The sequence below is a fragment of the Streptomyces sp. V1I1 genome, assembly GCF_030817355.1.
In the GTDB taxonomy this organism is placed as follows: Bacteria; Actinomycetota; Actinomycetes; order Streptomycetales; family Streptomycetaceae; genus Streptomyces.
In genome coordinates this window covers 4105659-4120275 of the sequence record NZ_JAUSZH010000001.1, presented here as the reverse complement: position 1 = coordinate 4120275, position 14617 = coordinate 4105659, and the positions used below count along the sequence as shown (strand labels likewise).

General features: G+C 67.1%; 15 protein-coding genes. 6 read left to right on the top strand and 9 right to left on the bottom strand.

Annotation, left to right across the window (positions count from 1 at the left end; translation table 11 throughout):
- Nucleotides 1-11 precede the first annotated feature (11 nt).
- The 5 genes from QFZ67_RS19360 (at nucleotide 12) to trxA (ending at nucleotide 4839) form a co-directional block, all read left to right on the top strand.
- Nucleotides 12-1709, top strand: a complete 1698-nt coding sequence (locus tag QFZ67_RS19360) for a protein kinase family protein (protein ID WP_307662342.1) — start codon at nucleotides 12-14, stop codon at nucleotides 1707-1709.
- A 25-nt stretch (nucleotides 1710-1734) separates the two neighbouring features.
- Nucleotides 1735-2439, top strand: a complete 705-nt coding sequence (gene sigM / locus QFZ67_RS19355; RefSeq protein WP_307662341.1) for an RNA polymerase sigma factor SigM — start codon at nucleotides 1735-1737, stop codon at nucleotides 2437-2439.
- Nucleotides 2436-3341, top strand: coding sequence for a hypothetical protein (locus QFZ67_RS19350; RefSeq protein WP_307662340.1), 906 nt, complete (start codon nucleotides 2436-2438; stop codon nucleotides 3339-3341). Before sigM ends, QFZ67_RS19350 begins: the two co-directional genes overlap by 4 nt.
- Nucleotides 3342-3466: 125 nt before the next feature.
- The gene (gene trxB / locus QFZ67_RS19345) at nucleotides 3467-4459 is read left to right on the top strand and encodes a thioredoxin-disulfide reductase (RefSeq protein ID WP_307662339.1); all 993 of its coding nucleotides are present in this window, start codon (nucleotides 3467-3469) and stop codon (nucleotides 4457-4459) included.
- A gap of 47 nt (nucleotides 4460-4506) precedes the next feature.
- Entirely contained in the window at nucleotides 4507-4839 is a 333-nt protein-coding gene (gene trxA / locus QFZ67_RS19340; protein WP_307662338.1) for a thioredoxin, read from the top strand.
- Nucleotides 4840-4921: 82 nt separating this feature from the next.
- Here the strand turns inward: trxA and QFZ67_RS19335 are convergent, their stop codons facing one another.
- The 9 genes from QFZ67_RS19335 to rpmH all read right to left on the bottom strand — a co-directional run bounded on the left by QFZ67_RS19335 (nucleotide 4922) and on the right by rpmH (nucleotide 11844).
- Nucleotides 4922-5539, bottom strand: a complete 618-nt coding sequence (locus QFZ67_RS19335; RefSeq protein ID WP_142214726.1) for a GNAT family N-acetyltransferase — start codon at nucleotides 5537-5539, stop codon at nucleotides 4922-4924.
- Nucleotides 5540-5845: 306 nt separating this feature from the next.
- Nucleotides 5846-6943, bottom strand: coding sequence for a ParB/RepB/Spo0J family partition protein (locus tag QFZ67_RS19330; protein ID WP_307662337.1), 1098 nt, complete (start codon nucleotides 6941-6943; stop codon nucleotides 5846-5848).
- On the bottom strand, nucleotides 6940-8016 hold the full coding sequence (locus QFZ67_RS19325) for a ParA family protein (protein ID WP_307665892.1): 1077 nt from the start codon (nucleotides 8014-8016) through the stop codon (nucleotides 6940-6942). The genes QFZ67_RS19330 and QFZ67_RS19325 overlap by 4 nt, the downstream gene beginning before the upstream one ends.
- Before the next feature lie 266 nt (nucleotides 8017-8282).
- Nucleotides 8283-8999, bottom strand: a complete 717-nt coding sequence (gene rsmG / locus QFZ67_RS19320; protein ID WP_307662336.1) for a 16S rRNA (guanine(527)-N(7))-methyltransferase RsmG — start codon at nucleotides 8997-8999, stop codon at nucleotides 8283-8285.
- A 129-nt stretch (nucleotides 9000-9128) separates the two neighbouring features.
- Nucleotides 9129-9641 carry a R3H domain-containing nucleic acid-binding protein gene (locus QFZ67_RS19315; protein WP_307662335.1) on the bottom strand — a complete coding sequence of 171 codons (513 nt, stop codon included), beginning with the start codon at nucleotides 9639-9641 and terminating at the stop codon, nucleotides 9129-9131.
- Nucleotides 9642-9655: 14 nt separating this feature from the next.
- Nucleotides 9656-10957: a membrane protein insertase YidC gene (yidC, locus tag QFZ67_RS19310; protein WP_307662334.1), complete on the bottom strand. Its 1302-nt coding sequence runs from the start codon at nucleotides 10955-10957 to the stop codon at nucleotides 9656-9658.
- A 3-nt stretch (nucleotides 10958-10960) separates the two neighbouring features.
- Nucleotides 10961-11320, bottom strand: a complete 360-nt coding sequence (gene yidD, locus QFZ67_RS19305; protein ID WP_307662333.1) for a membrane protein insertion efficiency factor YidD — start codon at nucleotides 11318-11320, stop codon at nucleotides 10961-10963.
- Entirely contained in the window at nucleotides 11317-11688 is a 372-nt protein-coding gene (gene rnpA / locus QFZ67_RS19300; protein ID WP_307662332.1) for a ribonuclease P protein component, read from the bottom strand. Before rnpA ends, yidD begins: the two co-directional genes overlap by 4 nt.
- An 18-nt stretch (nucleotides 11689-11706) precedes the next feature.
- Nucleotides 11707-11844 (bottom strand): 50S ribosomal protein L34, encoded by a 138-nt coding sequence (gene rpmH, locus QFZ67_RS19295; RefSeq protein WP_006381191.1) that lies wholly within the window; start codon nucleotides 11842-11844, stop codon nucleotides 11707-11709.
- Nucleotides 11845-12204: 360 nt separating this feature from the next.
- Here rpmH and dnaA point away from each other — a divergent pair, with 360 nt between their 5' ends.
- Complete coding sequence (gene dnaA / locus QFZ67_RS19290) at nucleotides 12205-13959, top strand: chromosomal replication initiator protein DnaA (protein WP_307662331.1); 1755 nt, start codon at nucleotides 12205-12207, stop codon at nucleotides 13957-13959.
- Nucleotides 13960-14617 lie beyond the last annotated feature (658 nt).

The following is a 14617-nucleotide window of genomic DNA, read 5'->3' as shown; positions in this document are numbered from 1 at the left end:
CAGGAGCGACGGTGGCGGAACGTAGCACGGCTGCCGTCGACGTGGCCGACAACAGCGGAGACGATCCGCTGACCGCCCAGGCGGGCAAGGCCACGACCGACGGGGCGGCGGAATCCCAGGACACGGCGGAGAAGACCGCACCGGACACGGGCAGCGAACGGCAGGGAGCCGAACCCGCCATCGCCACGCCCGAACTGCACAGTGGTCACAAACTCGCCAGACGCTACCGACTCGAGGAGTGCGTCACCCGTCTGGACGGTTTCAGCAGTTGGCGCGCAGTCGACGAGAAATTGCGCCGTGCTGTCGGCGTCCATCTACTCCCTGCCGACCATCCGCGGGCCCGCTCCGTACTCGCGGCGGCCCGCTCCTCGGCGCTTCTCGGCGACCCTCGCTTCGTACAGGTCCTCGACGCCGTCGAGGAGAACGACCTCGTCTACGTCGTCCACGAGTGGCTTCCCGACGCGACGGAGCTCACCGCGCTGCTGGCCATGGGCCCCATGGAGCCGCACGACGCGTACCAGCTCGTCGACCAGCTCTCCCAGGCGATGGCCGCGGCGCACCGTGAGGGGCTGGCCCATCTCAGGCTGACGCCCGGCGCGGTGCTGCGGACCTCGACCGGGCAATACCGGATCCGCGGTCTCGCCGTGAATGCCGCCCTGCGCGGGATCACTGCTGATGGTCCGCAGCGCGCCGACACCGAGGCGATCGGCGCCCTGCTGTACGCCGCGCTGACTCAGCGCTGGCCATACGAGAGCGACGCCTACGGCCTCTCCGGGCTGCCCAAGGGCGTCGGGCTCATCGCCCCCGACCAGGTGCGGGCCGGTGTCCACCGCGGGCTCTCGGAGCTCGCCATGCGAGCTCTGGTCAACGACGGCGCCACGGCGTCCCGCCAGGAGCCGCCGTGCACCACGCCCGACGAACTCGCAAAGGCCGTCGCTGCGATGCCTCGCATCCGCCCGCCGGAGCCTGCGTTCACCTCACCGCCCGAGTACCAGCGCACCACGTACCAGCAGGGCACGTATGGCCGTCCTGCCGCCCGACCGAACGCCACGGCCCCCCAGCCGGTTCCCAGCCCGCCCGCGCCTCTCCAGAGCCGTACCGGCAAGGTCCTCAAGTGGACGGTGGCGGCTCTGCTCATCGCCGCGCTGGGACTCGGCAGCTGGCAGGTCGCCGACAAGCTGATCGACCGCGACAAGGACCCGGTCGATCCGGGCACCTCGCAGACGAACAACGGCGAGAAGAACAACGGGGTCCAGACCGGCAAGCCGGTCGCCATCACTGGCGCCCATGACTTCGACCCCCTCGGGGACGGCTCCGAGAAGCCTGCCGGGATAAAGAACAGCTACGACGGCGATCCGGCCACCTACTGGAACACCGATGGCTACCTCAGCGCGGACTTCGGCCGGTTGAAGGCGGGCGTAGGCATCGTTCTGGACCTCGGCAAGGTCCAGCAGGTCGGCACCGTGAACGTGTCCTTCCTCGGTGGCGAGACATCTGTGGAACTGCGGACCGCGCCCGAGGATGCCTCGTCCGAGCCGACGACCCTCGACGGCTTCACCAAGGTCTCCGACGGATCCGGTTCGAATGTGTCCCTCAAGCCCGGCAAGCCCGTGCGGGCACGGTACGTTCTGGTCTGGCTGACCGAACTGCCGCAGACCGACGAGGGCAACTTCCGGGGCAAGGTCTCCGAGATCAAGATCACCAGCTGACGGCATCAGGGGAGGGGGCTCACCGTTGGACGACGCGACACTCGGCGACACAAGCGACCAGGACCTTCTGGCCCGCCACGTCGCGGGGGACCCGGATGCCTTCGGTGAGCTTGTACGGCGCCACCGCGACAGGCTCTGGGCCGTCGCCCTGCGCACCCTGGGGGACCGAGAGGAGGCCGCGGACGCGGTTCAGGACGCCCTGGTGTCGGCCTTCAGGGCCGCCCACACCTTCCGCGGCCAGTCCGCCGTGACCACCTGGCTCCACCGCATCACCGTCAATGCGTGTCTCGACCGGGCCCGCAAGGCGGCCTCGCGTAAGACCTCCCCCGTCGACGACACCGAGCGCCTGGAGCAGCTCCTCGAGCCTCATGAATCCGCCGAGGCCCCGGCGGAGCGTCAGGATCTGCACCGCGAACTCCTGGCCGCGCTGGCAAAACTTCCCCTCGACCAGCGGGCAGCGCTGGTTCTGGTGGACATGCAGGGCTACCCGGTGGCGGAGGCGGCCAGCGTCCTCGATGTGCCGATCGGGACCGTCAAGAGCCGCTGTGCGCGCGGTCGGGCACGACTGTTGCCGATGCTCACTCATCTGCGCGGTGATGCCGGGGATAGCACCGAGCTCAGCATGGGAAGGAACCGGACGCCCGGGGCATCCGTCCCACCGGCGTCGGGACAAAGGTACGCAGGGCCAAATGATCCTGCAGCTGTGAAGGGCGGAGGTGGGCGCGCGTGACATCCACGGCCGACACGACTCAGCACCCGGACGTCTCGGAAATCTCCGACCTCACCGAGGGGCTGCTCACTCCGTCCCGCACAGCCGATGTGCGACAGCATCTGGACGGCTGTTCGCTGTGCGCCGAGGTACATGCGTCTCTCGAAGAAATCCGCGGACTCCTCGGCACGCTCCCCGGTGCCCACCGAATGCCCGCTGACGTCGTCGGCCGCATCGATGCCGCGCTGGCCGCCGAGGCTCTGCTGGACTCCACCGCGCCCGTACAGACCGCGGATGTTTCACGTGAAACAGAGCCCGCTGCAGTGCCCGCTGCACAGCTGGCGGAGACCGCTCCTGCCGACCGGCCGACAGGGCACGCGCGCGCTGCCACCGGTCCCGGCCGCGGCCGCCAGACCCGGCGGCGGCGCAAGGCTGTCCTGGGTGCCGTCCTCGGGGCGGCGGCAATCAGTATGAGCGTCCTGCTCCTCCAGTCGTTCCAGTCCGCGAGCAACAGCTCCGCCCAGAAGGATGCGAGCGTCAGCTCCGCGGCCGGCGACTCCCACGAATTCTCTGCGTCAGGCCTCGAGGATCGCGTACAGGCGCTGATCGCCACGAGCCCAACCCAAGCGGAGCCACGAATGGAGAAGGGGCCGTCCATCGACAGCCACTCCAACTCCAATTCGCCCAAGCGCACACCGGACGTCGCGGTACCGCCCTGTATCCAGAAGGGCACCGGCCGGCCCGATGCTCCGATCGCCGCGGAGCGGGGCCAGTACGAGGGCGGCAATGCCTACCTCGTGGTGCTGCCGCATTCCACGGACAGCGAGCAGGTCCAGGCGTATGTGATCGATGCGGCCTGCATCAACACCGCGCCCGCGCCCACCGGCAAGCTGCTGCTGACGAACTCCTACCCTCGCTACTGACACACGGCGCTGCGCCGCTCGGACATCCCGGGAATGCAAGCCCCGTAGGATCCGTTGGGTGGGGTGAGAGTCATTGACCGGCCCCCGTAGGCAGCAGACAGTCCACAGAGACGAGGAAGAAACCTGTGAGCGACGTCCGTAACGTGATCATCATCGGCTCCGGGCCGGCCGGCTACACGGCGGCGCTCTACACGGCGCGCGCTTCGTTGCAGCCGCTGGTGTTCGAGGGTGCAGTCACCGCCGGCGGTGCGCTGATGAACACGACCGAGGTGGAGAACTTCCCCGGCTTCCGCGACGGCATCATGGGTCCGGATCTGATGGACAACATGCGCGCCCAGGCCGAGCGCTTCGGCGCCGAACTCGTTCCGGACGACGTCGTCTCCGTCGACCTCACCGGCGAGATCAAGACCGTCACTGACACCGCGGGCATCGTCCACCGGGCCAAGGCCGTCATCGTCACCACCGGCTCCCAGCATCGCAAGCTCGGCCTGCCTAACGAGGACACGCTCTCCGGACGCGGCGTCTCCTGGTGCGCCACCTGCGACGGGTTCTTCTTCAAGGACCAGGACATCGCCGTGATCGGCGGTGGCGACACCGCGATGGAGGAAGCGACCTTCCTCTCCCGCTTCGCCAAGTCCGTCACCATCGTCCACCGCCGCGACACCCTGCGTGCCTCCAAGGCCATGCAGGACCGCGCCTTCGCCGACCCGAAGATCTCCTTCGCCTGGCACAGCGAGGTCGCCCAGATCCATGGCGAGCAGAAGCTCACCGGTCTGACTCTGCGCAACACCAAGTCCTGCGAGACCTCTGAGCTTCCGGTCACCGGGCTGTTTATCGCCGTCGGCCATGACCCGCGGACCGAGCTCTTCAAGGGCCAGCTCGATCTGGACGACGAGGGCTACCTGAAGGTCGATGCCCCGTCGACGCGCACCAACCTGACGGGTGTCTTCGCAGCGGGTGACGTCGTCGACCACACCTACCGTCAAGCCATCACCGCCGCCGGCACCGGCTGCTCCGCCGCCCTCGATGCCGAGCGCTACCTCGCCGCGCTCGCCGACAGCGAGAAGGCCGCCAAGCCGGAGAAGATCGCCGAGCCGGAGAAGACCCCCGCGGTCTGACCCCTAACCATCCTCCTCCCACCCCGCAAAGAATTAAGGAGGCCGCCGTGGCCGGCGCCCTGAAGAACGTGACAGATGACACCTTCGAAGAAGATGTCCTCAAGAGCGACAAGCCCGTGCTGGTGGACTTCTGGGCCGCCTGGTGCGGTCCCTGCCGCCAGATCGCGCCGTCCCTCGAGGCCATCGCGGCGGAGCACGGCGACAAGATCGAGATCGTCAAGCTCAACATCGACGAGAACCCGGCCACCGCGGCCAAGTACGGCGTCATGTCCATCCCGACGCTGAACGTCTACCACAACGGCGAGGTCGCCAAGACGATCGTCGGTGCCAAGCCGAAGGCCGCAATCGTCCGCGACCTTGAGGGGTTCATCGGCGAGTAGTCCGAGCAGTCGGCTCGGTTGTTTCACGTGAAACACGAATGGGCTCATCCCTCAGGGGGTGAGCCCATTTTCGCGTTCGGAGTCACAGGGGCCGCAGCACCGGCTCCTTCTGCACAGCCCCCAGCAGCCGGTCCAGAGCCAGCTCCACGTCTTCCTTCCAGGAGAGGGTGGTCCGTAGCTCCAGCCTCAGTCGGGGATACGTCGGGTGCGGACGGACCGTCTTGAAGCCCACGGCAAGCAAATGATCGGCGGGCAGCACGCAGGCCGGCTCTTTCCAGCGGGCATCGCCGAATGCCTCGATCGCGCGGAAGCCTCGCCGCAGCAGATCCTTGGCCACTGTCTGCACGATGACCCGGCCGAGCCCCTGTCCCTGATAGCCCGGACTGATCCAGGCAGTCATCAGCTGGACGGCGTCCGGTGAGACAGGGCTCGTGGGGAAGGCCGTGGAGCGCGGCACATAGGCCGGAGGCGCGTACAGAACGAAGCCGACCGGCACCTCGTCGACATAGACAACCCGGCCGCAAGAGCCCCACTCCAGGAGCACGGCGGAGATCCAGGCCTCTTTCTCCAGCTCGGGCGTGCCCGCCTTTACCGCGGCTTCGCCGCTGACCGGATCAAGCTCCCAGAAGACGCACGCACGACAACGCTTGGGAAGGTCCGAAAGGTTGTCCAACGTGAGCGGTACAAGCCGACGCCCCATGAAGGCTGTTCCTCGCTTCCCTCACCTGCCGCGCTACGGGCGGCTGCCAGCGCGCTCCGCTCCTGGAGCAGGCTGCTGATGAAACCTCCGACTGCCCCAAGGCCCAAGCCTGCTGTCACCAGTTGGCTGCGGCTCACCGTTCGCATTGCCCTCGCCGTCCCTCTGAGGTGGATCAAGGTGGATGCGCTATACCAGAACGCATCGTATCCACCCAGGCCTGGCACGGATACTGTCCTACGGCAAAGGGCGGATCGTGTCCGGTCAGCCAACCGGAGACGACCCGCCCTTTGCGACACTGCGCGGGCCTCAGCCCTCGTCGTCCTCCTCGGGCTCCTCGGCGAGTCCCTGCTCCAGGACCCGTCCCTCGCCGGGAGCGAGGGTGCCGAGGATGCGCTCCAGATCGTCTATCGAAGCGAATTCGACGACGATCTTTCCCTTCTTCTGGCCGAGGTCGACCTTCACCCGGGTCTCGAAGCGATCCGAGAGCCGAGAGGCGAGGTCCGTGAGCGCCGGCGACAGCCGCGCTCCGGCCCGCGGACTCTTCGGCTTGGAGGTGCTCTTGGGGCTCGAGTTGATCAGGGTCACGATCTCTTCGACCGCCCGCACCGAAAGCCCCTCGGCCACGATCCGGTGGGCGAGCCGGTCCTGCTCCTCGGAGTCCTCCACCGAGAGCAGCGCCCGGGCATGACCGGCCGAGAGCACACCTGCGGCGACCCTGCGCTGGACGGGAGGCGACAGGCGCAGCAGGCGAAGCGTGTTGGACACCTGCGGACGCGAGCGTCCGATCCGGTCGGCCAGCTGGTCGTGCGTGCAGTTGAAGTCCTTGAGCAGCTGGTCGTAGGCGGCAGCCTCTTCCAGCGGGTTCAGCTGTGCGCGGTGCAGGTTCTCAAGCAGCGCGTCCAGCAGGAGCTTCTCGTCGTCCGTGTGCCGGACGATCGCCGGAATGCGCTCCAGACCGGCCTCGCGGCAGGCCCTCCAGCGACGCTCGCCCATGATGAGCTCGTAGCGCTCGGGCCCCAACTGCCGTACGACGACAGGCTGGAGAAGCCCTACTTCCTTGATGGACGTGACCAGCTCCGCGAGGGCGTCCTCGTCGAAGACCTCACGCGGCTGGCGCGGGTTGGGCGTGATGGCGTCGAGCGGCAGCTCGGCGAAGTGCGCGCCGGCCGGCTCAGCGGGCTGCGCTGCCTCCTCCGGCTCCGGCGCCGGTGTGATCGCCTCGGGAGCAGTGGCGGCCGCCGGTAGCGTCGTGACCTTGGCTGCTGCCACACCCCGTTCCGCGGTCAGCACCGGAGCCGCTCCCGGAGAGCTCGAAGCCCCGGAAGGGGGCACCTGCTTCTCCTGGGGAGCGGCAGGGATCAGCGCACCGAGCCCACGCCCCAATCCTCTACGTCGCTCGCTCACTGGATCCCCTCCGACATGTTCTGCTGGCTGTTCTGACTGCCCACATGGGCTTGCTGCGGGTCGTAGTGAATCCCGACCCCACGCAGCGCGATCTCACGAGCCGCCTCAAGATACGACAGGGAGCCGCTGGAACCCGGATCGTAGGTCAGCACCGTCTGTCCGTAACTAGGGGCCTCGGAAATACGCACCGAGCGCGGGATGCTCGTCCGCAGCACCTCGTCACCGAAGTGGCTGCGCACCTCATCAGCCACCTGCGAGGCAAGACGAGTTCTGCCGTCGTACATGGTGAGCAGAATCGTCGAGACGTGCAGCGTCGGGTTGAGATGCCCGCGCACCAGGTCCACGTTCCTGAGCAGCTGTCCCAAGCCTTCCAGCGCGTAGTACTCGCACTGGATGGGGATCAGCACCTCCGCACCGGCGACCAGCGCATTGACGGTCAGCAGACCGAGCGACGGCGGGCAGTCGATGAGGATGTAGTCCAGCGGCTGCTCGTAAGCCTGGATGGCTCGCTGCAGTCGGCTCTCCCGCGCCACCAGCGACACCAGCTCGATCTCCGCACCGGCGAGATCGATGGTGGCGGGGGCGCAGAAGAGGCCTTCGACGTCCGGGACTGGCTGGACCACATCGGAGAGCGGCCTGCTCTCCACCAGGACGTCATAGATCGAGGGGACTTCAGCGTGGTGATCGATCCCCAGCGCCGTGGAGGCGTTTCCCTGTGGATCCAGGTCGACCACCAGAACGCGCGCGCCGTGCAGCGCGAGCGAGGCGGCGAGGTTGACCGTGGTGGTGGTCTTCCCCACGCCGCCCTTCTGGTTGGCGACAACCATGACGCGCGTCTGCTCAGGTCGGGGCAGACCTTCACCGGCACGCCCCAGCGCCTCCACGGCCAGCTGGGCAGCTCGGCCAATGGGGGTGTCGTCCATCGGGGGCGGTGTTTCACGTGAAACATCGTCCCCCGGCGACTCGGTACGGGGACCGGGGACCGGATCGGTCATCGGTCCCGCGATGTTGGCGTCGGACCGCAAGGATTCACTCTCCTCGACATCAGGCTCGCAATAAGCAGAGCCTGCCATGCTTTCGGGGTCGTGAACCAGCGAGGCCCGTGGTTCTGTGGATGAATCCACCTCTGTGGACAATTCCGTAGCCCTCGCGAAGGGCTTGCGGTCCCGCATCGGGGCGGCAGCACGGCCGCGGCTGATGATTCCCTGCAGCAGTGAGCGACGTTTCACGTGAAACACGATGCACGCGACGCAGGACTGCGGGCGCACGACACTCCGAAATGCGTACGTATGGCAGCTTGTATGGAGCATCGCTGATAGACAGTACGAACTGCTATGGATCAGCGACGCCGACGGGTACGGCTGGTCCGGGCGGCCTTGGCCCGCTTCGCTGCGAAGCGCACTCCGCCAGGGCTCTCCCCGACCTCTACACGCACCACAGTGGACAGCGGATCAACGAGCCCCTCACCGACATGCAGCACCGAGGTCGCCACGACGCCGAGCTTACTCAGTGCCGCCCGGGCTCCCTGGATCTCCTCCTCGGCGGTGTCGCCCTTGAGCGCGAGCATCTCTCCGTAGGGACGCAGCAGCGGCACCCCCCAGCCCGCCAGCCGGTCCAGCGGCGCCACGGCACGCGCCGTCACCACATGCACCGGAGGGAGCTTGCCCAGGACCTCCTCGGCACGGCCCCGGACCACGGTCACATGGTCCAGGCCCAGCAGCTCGACGACTTCCTGAAGGAAGTTCGTGCGCCGCAGCAGAGGTTCAAGGAGCGTGATCTTCAGATCCGGGCGCACCAGCGCCAGCGGAATACCCGGTAGGCCGGCCCCCGAACCCACGTCGCAGACCGTCACACCCTCCGGAACGACCTCGGAGAGCACCGCACAGTTCAGAAGATGCCGTTCCCACAGCCGCGGCACCTCACGGGGACCGATCAGGCCACGCTTGACTCCGACGTCCGCGAGCAGCTCCGCATACCGCACGGCCTCCGGAAAGAACTCTCCGAATACCGTCCGCGCCACTTCGGGCGCCTGGGGAAGCTCTGCTGGCTCCGTCACGGGAACCGTCCTTCCGTACCGCACTGTCGCACTGTCGCACTGTGGACTGTGGTGGCTGGCTGACTGACTATCAGGCTGACAAAGATCGGCCCCGCCTGCGAACAGACGGGGCCGACAGAACGATGGAGGTCAGGCGGGGAGTACGACGACGAAGCGCTGCGGCTCCTCGCCCTCGGACTCGCTGCGCAGACCCGCCGCGGCGACCGCGTCATGCACGACCTTGCGCTCGAACGGCGTCATCGGGTCCAGCTTCACCGGCTGACCGGTGCCCTTCACCTCGTCGGCGGCCTTGGCGCCGAGCTCGGCGAGCTCCGTGCGCTTCCTGGCCCGGAAGCCCGCGATGTCCAGCATCAGCCGACTGCGGTCCCCCGTCTCCCGGTGCACGGCGAGCCGCGTCAGCTCCTGGAGCGCCTCCAGGACCTCGCCGTCACGGCCCACGAGCTTCTGCAGATCCCGGCTGCCCGAGTCACTGATGATCGAGACCGCGGCCCGGTCGGCCTCGACGTCCATGTCGATGTCACCGTCGAGATCGGCGATGTCGAGCAGACCCTCGAGGTAGTCGGCCGCGATCTCCCCTTCCTGCTCGAGGCGGGTCAGGGTGTCGCCACCCTCGGCGGCGGCGGAGATGGTGCCTTCCGTCACGGATGGACTCCTTCTTACTTCTTGGACGACGGGTGCTTGGGCCGCTGCTGGCCCTTGCGCTGTCCGGACTTGGGCTGCTGGCGTGCGGAACCTGAGGCAGGCTTCCCCGCCGGCTTCGGCTTGGTGTCTCCCCCGGAGCCTCCGGCCTGGGAGGCACTCCCGGAGCGCGCATCCTTCTCGAGCGAGAGCCTCGACTCGGAGTCGGCGGAATCGGAGCTCTTGGCTGCGCCCTGCTGCGCAGCGGCGGACTGACGCTTCGACTTGGTCTGACGCTTGGGCTGCTGCCGCCTCTGCGCGGGGCCGCCGTCGGCCTCGGCGACTGCCGTGTCACTCTTGGCCACCGTGCCGTCCGGCTGGGCAGCGAAGCCCGCCTTGGCCAGGCCTGTGATGAACCGACGCTCGTTCTCGTTGCGGTCCGCGCCCTTGGCCACGATCGCCTGGATGACATTGCGCTTGCGACGCGACCGAACTTCACTGTGGGCGGTGACGCTCTTCAGCAGGCGCTGCAGGTAGTGGTCCTGGGCCTTGCTGCCCGGCGTCGGGTTCTGGTTGATCACGTACATCTGCTGGCCCATGGTCCACACGTTGGTGGTCAGCCAGTAGACGAGGACACCGACGGGGAAGTTGATGCCCATCACGGCGAAGATGACCGGGAAGATGTACATCAACATCTTCTGCTGCTGCATGTACGGCGTCTTGACCGTCAGGTCGACGTTCTTCTGCATCAGCTGGCGCTGGGTGTAGAACTGCGACGCCGACATCAGGACGATCATGATCGCGGTGACGATGCGTACATCGGTCAGCGAGGCGTTGAGTGCGGCGACCTTCTCCGTGCTGTCCGTGAACTTCGACGCCAGAGGGGCACCGAAGATGTGCGCCTGCCGGGCGCTGTCCAGCAGCGATTCATTGATAACACCGACGGTCTTGCCCGAGGCGATGCTGGAGAGCACGTGGTACAGGGCGAAGAAGAACGGCGACTGCGCGAGGATCGGAAGGCACGAGGAGAGCGGGTTGGTGCCCGTCTCCTTGTACAGCTTCATCATCTCTTCGGACTGACGCTGCTTGTCGCTCTTGTAGCGCTCCTGGATCGCCTTCATCTTCGGCTGGAGCGCCTGCATGTTCCGGGTCGACTTGATCTGCTTCACAAAGAGCGGGATCAGACAGATCCGGATGAGGATCACCAACGACACGATGGACAGTCCCCAGGCCCAGCCCGTGTCGGGGCCGAAGATCGCCCCGTAGAGCGTGTGGAACTGGACGATGACCCACGAAACAGGTGTGGTGATAAAGCTGAAGAGACTGGCAATCGTGTCCACTAATCAGGCTCCTTGAGCATTGGGCGAGGTCTCTGCGGCCGCACTCGGGGGTTCGGGGGTCGACTCCCGGGGAGGCACATCGGCGGCGGAGTGCCCGCCCTTGCTGCCACGCAAGGCGTCGCGCAGCATTTCATGCCATCGCGGACGCTTGCGCGGCGGCACATGATCCACGCCACCCGGCGACCATGGATTGCATCGCAGGATGCGCCAGGCGGTCAGTGCTGTGCCCTTGACCGCGCCGTGCCGGTCGATGGCCGTATATCCGTAGTGGGAACACGACGGGTAGTACCTGCAGACAGGCCCCAGCAGCGGGCTGATCGTCCACTGGTACAGCTTGATCAGAGCCAGCAGCGGGTACTTCATCGCGCGCCCCCTCCCAGCAGCCGCTGAAGAGCGGCATCCAGGTCTCGGGCCAGCTGTGCATAATCGGCGTCGCCCGCGCCGGGCAGCGCCCGTACGACCACCAGGCTACCGGGGGGCAGCTCGGCGAGCCGGTCGCGTATCAGGTGGCGCAGTCTCCGCTTGACCTTGTTGCGTACCACCGCCCCGCCCACGGCCTTGCTTACAACGAAACCCGCACACGTCGGGGGAGCGCTCTCCCCAGGCGCGTGCGGGTCCGTTGCACCGCTGCGTAGGTGGACGACGAGGAGCGGGCGGCCGGCCCGGCGTCCTCGGCGTACCGCGGTCGCGAAGTCCTCGCGCCGCCTCAGCCGATTCTCGGTAGGCAGCACGTCATGACCTGTACGCGATCAGGCGGACAGGCTTGCGCGACCCTTGCCACGGCGGTTCGCGAGAATCGCGCGGCCGGCACGGGTGCGCATCCGCAGGCGGAAGCCGTGGGTCTTGGCGCGACGACGGTTGTTCGGCTGGAAGGTGCGCTTGCTCACTCGGGGGCTCCAGAAATGATTCGTTGGTGGCGGGACATCGCCTGGCTGTCACCGTGCGCCCACGAGTAGCTCGCGTTTACGCCCGAGTGCACCGCTTCACGATCACAGACCGTGATCTTTGCCCATCGGAGGCAGGCGGCAGCAGCCATCGACAACTCGACCTGGTTACGGTACGCGCGGCTACGCCATCCGGTCAAACCAGGGTCACGGCATGGTCCACTGTGCACAGGCTGTGGACAACAACTTGAACCGCGCGGGTCGCCCTGACTACCGTGGCTGAACTCCAATTCCTTTCCTGCCTGTCTTCCCATCCCGTCCCGAGAACCACACATTCGTGGGACCTGCGAGAGAGCGTGCCTTGTGGCTGACGTACCTGCCGATCTTGCCGCAGTGTGGCCACGAGTGCTGGAACAGCTCCTCGCGGAGGGCCAGCAGGGCATCGAGCCCAAGGACAAGCAGTGGATCGAGCGCTGCCAGCCACTCGCACTGGTGGCCGACACCGCGCTCCTCGCCGTACCCAATGAATGGGGCAAGCGCGTCCTCGAGGGCCGCCTCGCCCCGTTGATCAGCGAGACCCTCAGCCGTGAGTGCGGTCGGCCGATCCGGATCGCCATCACCGTGGACGACTCTGTGGGCGAGCCTCCGGCTCAGCAGTCACCCCCCACGCAGCAGCAGGCTCCTCGCTATCAGGGCGGCCCGCAGCACGACGAGCGGCAGAACGACCCGTATGACGACTACGGACACCGGCCCGACGACGACCGGCTGCCGAACGTCCGTCCTGCCTACCCCGAGTACCAGCAGCATCAGCAGCAGCGCCCTGAACCCGGCGCCTGGCCGCGTACACAGGAGGACCTCTCCTGGCAGCAGCCGAGGCTCGGTGGCTTCCAGGACCGCGACCCGTACGCCACCGCCCGGCTGCGCCAGCCCCAGCACGACTACCGGCAGCCGCAGCCGCCCGAGCGCCAGCAGTACGAGCAGCCGCGCCCGGAGCGCCACGGCCAGGCACCCCATCGCAGCGCTCCCGGGGGCGCACCCGGACCGCTGGGCGCTCAGCCCTCGCCGGCGCCCGGTCCCGGTGAGCCGCATGCCCGCCTGAACCCGAAGTACCTCTTCGACACCTTCGTCATCGGCGCTTCCAACCGGTTCGCGCACGCCGCGGCGGTCGCGGTCGCGGAGGCGCCGGCCAAGGCGTACAACCCCCTGTTCATCTATGGGGAGTCGGGGCTCGGAAAGACCCACCTGCTGCACGCCATCGGGCACTACGCGCGCAGCCTCTACCCCGGCACCCGGGTGCGGTATGTGAGCTCGGAGGAGTTCACCAACGAGTTCATCAACTCGATCCGCGACGGCAAGGGCGACACGTTCCGCAAGCGCTACCGCGATGTGGACATCCTGCTGGTCGACGACATCCAGTTCCTGGCGAGCAAGGAGTCGACGCAGGAGGAGTTCTTCCACACCTTCAATACGCTCCACAACGCCAACAAGCAGATCGTGCTGTCCTCGGACCGGCCGCCCAAGCAGCTGGTGACGCTGGAAGACCGGCTGCGGAACCGCTTCGAGTGGGGTCTGACCACCGACGTACAGCCGCCGGAGCTGGAGACGCGGATCGCGATCCTCCGTAAGAAGGCGGTGCAGGAGCAGCTCAACGCCCCGCCAGAGGTGCTGGAGTTCATCGCCTCCCGGATCTCACGCAACATCCGCGAGCTGGAGGGCGCGCTGATCCGGGTGACCGCGTTCGCTTCGCTCAACCGGCAGCCGGTGGATCTCGGGCTCACCGAGATCGTGCTCAAGGATCTGATCCCGGGTGGGGAGGACGCGGCTCCCGAGATCACCGCGAGCGCGATCATGGCGGCGACCGCCGACTACTTCGGTCTGACGGTGGAGGATCTCTGCGGATCGTCACGCAGCCGAGTGCTGGTGACCGCCCGCCAGATCGCGATGTATCTGTGCCGTGAGCTCACCGATCTGTCCCTGCCGAAGATCGGCGCGCAATTCGGCGGCCGTGACCATACGACCGTGATGCACGCGGACCGCAAGATCCGCGCGCTGATGGCCGAGCGGCGCTCCATCTACAACCAGGTCACCGAGCTCACCAACCGCATCAAGAACGGCTGACGCAGCCACCCAAGAGGCCTTCGAGGGCGCCCCGGGACGAGGTCCCGGGGCGCCCTTCGTCGTTCCAGAGGCCTCGCCGTGCCCCTCCAGAACCTCTCCCGCACCCCTCCTCCAGATGTCCGGTGTTCGAATAGTCGGCTCCCAGGAGGTGTTCTCCACAGATCTGGGGACGACCTTCCGTCCACAGCCTGGGGACTGGAAAGTTGTCCAGATTGCGTCCACAGGGGCGGTTGCTGAGACTTCATCACACCAGGTCAGGCGCTTGTGGATTTGTGGCCAACCGTGCTCCACAGACTGTGGACACAGAAGCCCTCCACAGGGCTCGATCAAGGTTGTCCACCGGCAGCCCACAGGCAGCGCCGCGTTGCCCACAGCTTTCCCACACCCCTGTCCACTGTTCGGCAACGAAACACCCGGGATCACTGTGTCGAGTGAAAGGCGTCACACCAATGAGGTCGGTTGGCCTGTGGGGAACGTGGGTAAAACTGGGGACAGCACTGGGGAGAAGTCCCCTCGGGCTGTGCATCGGATGTGCAGAACTTTCGGGCGTCCACAGAACCACTGGGTTGTCCACCGGCTCCGCCCACAGGCCCGGTGGACAAAAAAACGGGTCTGACCTGCATGGATGGCGTTATCCACCGTTTCCACAGGCCCTACT

What these genes read in the sequence shown, in the direction of transcription:
- QFZ67_RS19325 (WP_307665892.1), bottom strand. Translation starts at nt 8,016, where the DNA reads ATGGCAGGCTCTGCTTATTGCGAGCCTGATGTCGAGGAGAGTGAATCC.
- QFZ67_RS19335 (WP_142214726.1), bottom strand. Translation starts at nt 5,539, where the DNA reads ATGGGGCGTCGGCTTGTACCGCTCACGTTGGACAACCTTTCGGACCTT.
- yidD (WP_307662333.1), bottom strand. Translation starts at nt 11,320, where the DNA reads ATGAAGTACCCGCTGCTGGCTCTGATCAAGCTGTACCAGTGGACGATC.